Origin of the sequence: Intrasporangium sp. (assembly GCF_039812505.1) — a bacterium.
Taxonomy (GTDB): domain Bacteria; phylum Actinomycetota; class Actinomycetes; order Actinomycetales; family Dermatophilaceae; genus Intrasporangium_A.
On record NZ_JBDIAQ010000247.1, the window covers coordinates 1 to 3,138 of the forward strand.

Sequence of the window (3,138 nt, forward strand, 5' to 3'; positions counted from 1 at the left end):
CTGATGGCGCTGGGGGCGGCCTGGCTGGTGGCCGTGGAGGCGCCCACGACCGGCAACGCGCTGCTCGCGCTGGCCCTTGCCGGCGCCGCGCTGGCGGGACGGCTGAGCCGGCCGAGCGCGTGTGTGCTGACGGCCGGCCCGGGTCCGACCGGGGGTGAGGCGACCACTGCGAGCCCAGCGTGCGGCGACCACCCGGGAACGGCACGCGCGACCCGTACCGCGGTGAGCGGCATACGGGAGGATGGGCGGCATGGGACCGATGCTGGCGGCCGCGGCGGCTGAGCTGGGCAGTGCGCGGCGGCGGCTCGCTGCGGTGGCCGGGGCGGTCGGGACCGCGGTCGTCGTCGGGGTGCCGACCGTGGTGGTCCCCAACCCGGTGTTCGGCCGCGAGGTCCCGGTGACCTGGTGGAGCTATCCGGTGCTCGCGGTCGTGTCGGTGCTGAGCGGGGTGCTGCTGGCCACCTACGTGCGCGAGGCCGACGGGGCCGAGCGGGGCGTGGCGGCCGACGACCGGGCCCCGCGGCGCGGGCTGGTCGCTGCGATGCTGTCGTTCTTCGCGGTCGGCTGCCCGGTCTGCAACAAGATCGTGCTGCTCGCGCTGGGCGCCGGCGGGGCGCTGACGTGGTTCGCGCCGCTGCAGCCGCTGCTCGCGCTCGGGTCGGTCGGGGGACTGGTGTGGGCGGTGCGCACCCGGCTGGCCGGTCGGCGGGCGTGTCCGGTGCCGGGCCGCGCCTCGGCCGGGCCGGCTCACGACCCCGTCGGGTAGGCCTGCCCCGCGACGAACTGCTCGTAACAGGCCCGGCTGACCCCGCCGTCGGCGATCACGCGGGCGAGGAACCGCCCGCTGTCACGCACGGTCCGGTGCTGCGTCTCGTGGTCGATCGCGACGATCCCGAAGCGGGGCCGCTCGCCCTGCGCCCACTCCCAGTTGTCGACCAGGCACCAGTGGTAGTAACGCTCGAAGGGCAGCCCGCTGCCGACGATGGCGCGCAGGTGGTCGTGCACGAACCGCGCCCGGAAGGCGTCGGCGGCGTCGGCGGTGCCGTTCTCGGTGACCCAGATCGGGCCGGGGTAACGGCGGTGCAGGTCTGCGGCGACCTGCACCACGCCGTCCGGGTAGATCTCCCAGCCGAGGTCGTTCACCGGCACCCCGGGGAAGGTGCCGTCGGCCAGGCCGCGCACCGCGCTGCGGCTGTAGTAGTTGAGGCCGAGGTAGTCGTAGTGCCGGCCGGGCGTCACGTCGGCCGGCTGGCGGCCGAGCAGCCGGGAGAAGCGGCCGCCGAGCATGGCGTCCGCCAGCAGGTCCTGGAAGAGGGCGCGGCCGAGCGCGCTCGATGTCCGGTGCAGCGGGTTGTGAGCGTTGAACGGTGCGAAGACCCTTGCGTGGTGGGCGAACCCGACCCTGGCCGCCGGTTGGAGCTGGTGGATCCGGTGGTAGGCGCGGCAGTGCGCGATCGCCATGTGCCGCAGTGTGCTTCGCACCGCGGGCCAGGAGTGCCGGGCCGGGGGCGCCTGCCCGTAGAGGTGGGCCTGGACGGCATACACGTTGGGCTCGTTGATGGTGACCCAGTCCGTGACCAGGTCGCCGAGCGCCGCCACGACGGTCTCGGTCAGGCGCAGGAACAGGTCCGGTGCGGCCGGGTTGGTGAAGGCCCCGAGGCCCTGGAACCAGGACGGGTGCGAGAAGTGGTGCAGCGTGACCAGCGGCTCGATGCCGGCCGCGCGGACCGCGGCGATCTCCTCGCGGTAGTGCGCCAAAGCCGCCCGGTCGACCTCGCCGGGTCGCGGCTCGATGCGCGACCACTCGACCGACATCCGGTAGGTCTGCAGGCCCAGGTCGGCCAGGATCGCGGTGTCCTCGCGCCAGCGCCGCCAGTGGTCGGTGGCGCGCAACGGGGACGAGCCGTCGGCGATGGTGCCGGGCAGGGTGGCCCAGTCGTACCAGTTGTTGTTGCGGTCGCCGCCCTCGATCTGCAGGGCTGCCGTGGCTACGCCGATGAGCAGGTCGTGGGTGCGGAAGAGCAGGGGGCTGGTGGCGTCGGGGCTGACGTCATCGGTGTCGGGTGGTGGGTCGGGCATGGGCCCAGTCTGGTGGGCTCGGTCGCCGCTGCCCCCCGGGCCACGCCCGCGAGGGCGTCGGACGGTTGGCCCCGGATGGGGCCCACACCGCGTCCGCCCCCTTGTCGGAGCGCTGCTATGCCGGCGGGGGACCGCCGGTCGGTCCGGCACCGCCGCCCCGGCGTGGACGCGCCGGCCTGTTCGACCGGTAGGTCTCGATGACCGCACCGACGACCACCCCGGCGCCGGCGCCGAACGCCGCGCCCAGGGCGAGGCCCGTCCCGGCATCGGCACGGACCAGCGTGGCGAGCAGGATTCCAGCCGTCGCACCCACACCGCTGCCGATACCGATGAGCGCCCCAGACGGCAACCTCGCGGACGGGGTCGACCTGCCGGGCTTGTCGACGTCGCTCATGATGACCTCCTCGGTGGCACCATGACCCAGGCGAGCCGGGTGCGGGAAGGGACCATGGGCCCGAAGCTGGGCTGGAGTTCCCAGCGGGACGACGCGGGTTCCAGCGTGGCGCTCCGGTCTGCGATGAGCGTGTGCACAGGGGTAAGTTCTGGTCGGAACCCGGACTCGAGCCGTAACCATGATCTATTGGAGAGTCAATTGTGGTCTTGTGTCATGTTGAGGACGTGACCATGTCTTTCGGCTCTGACCCCATCTGCAGAGAGGTGGAGGGCCTTCAGCAGCCTCGACCGGGCGAGAGAGCCTTGACAACCAGGGTCGGCAGCCACCGATGACCCCCTGCCCGGGGGCCGGACGTCGAAGCCCCGCCAGATGCCAAAACTCCCGGCCGGTGGCCCCGACCGGGAGTTTCGTCCATCTCTGCCGGCTGATTCGTTGACCAGCCCTAGGTGCGCGAGGGGGGATTTGAACCCCCACGCCCATAAGGACACTGCCACCTGAAGACAGCGCGTCTGCCGTTCCGCCACTCGCGCGTGACAGTGCCCAAGTCTGCTGCATCAGCCCCGGGATCGCCAAACCGGGGTCCTCGATACCAGAGAGGCGAGCGAGGTCGACAGGTCGCAGGTCATGTCGCGGTGCCGTTGGTCAGATCGCAGGTCATGTCGCGG

The 3,138-nt window shown here is 72.6% G+C and carries 4 protein-coding genes and 1 tRNA gene; 2 read left to right on the plus strand and 3 right to left on the minus strand.

Going from position 1 to position 3,138, the window contains the following annotated elements; all coding sequences use genetic code 11:
- The coding region (locus tag WMI84_RS17760) for a hypothetical protein (RefSeq protein ID WP_347355103.1) at window positions 1–282 on the plus strand (282 nt) is incomplete at its 5' end.
- Window positions 251–766, plus strand: a complete 516-nt coding sequence (locus WMI84_RS17765) for a hypothetical protein (protein ID WP_347355104.1) — start codon at window positions 251–253, stop codon at window positions 764–766. The genes WMI84_RS17760 and WMI84_RS17765, both read left to right, overlap by 32 nt.
- Here WMI84_RS17765 and WMI84_RS17770 read toward each other — a convergent pair.
- The 3 genes from WMI84_RS17770 to WMI84_RS17780 all read right to left on the minus strand — a co-directional run bounded on the left by WMI84_RS17770 (window position 748) and on the right by WMI84_RS17780 (window position 3,003).
- Window positions 748–2,079 (minus strand): family 1 glycosylhydrolase, encoded by a 1,332-nt coding sequence (locus WMI84_RS17770; protein WP_347355105.1) that lies wholly within the window; start codon window positions 2,077–2,079, stop codon window positions 748–750. The genes WMI84_RS17765 and WMI84_RS17770 overlap by 19 nt on opposite strands.
- Before the next feature lie 115 nt (window positions 2,080–2,194).
- On the minus strand, window positions 2,195–2,473 hold the full coding sequence (locus WMI84_RS17775) for a hypothetical protein (protein ID WP_347355106.1): 279 nt from the start codon (window positions 2,471–2,473) through the stop codon (window positions 2,195–2,197).
- Window positions 2,474–2,920: 447 nt separating this feature from the next.
- A tRNA-Leu gene (locus WMI84_RS17780) sits at window positions 2,921–3,003 on the minus strand.
- Between the last annotated feature and the right edge of the window lie 135 nt (window positions 3,004–3,138).

Excerpts from the sequence above, each read along its gene's own strand:
- WMI84_RS17775 (WP_347355106.1), bottom strand. The coding sequence starts at position 2,473 with ATGAGCGACGTCGACAAGCCCGGCAGGTCGACCCCGTCCGCGAGGTTG.
- WMI84_RS17770 (WP_347355105.1), bottom strand. The coding sequence starts at position 2,079 with ATGCCCGACCCACCACCCGACACCGATGACGTCAGCCCCGACGCCACC.
- WMI84_RS17765 (WP_347355104.1), top strand. The coding sequence starts at position 251 with ATGGGACCGATGCTGGCGGCCGCGGCGGCTGAGCTGGGCAGTGCGCGG.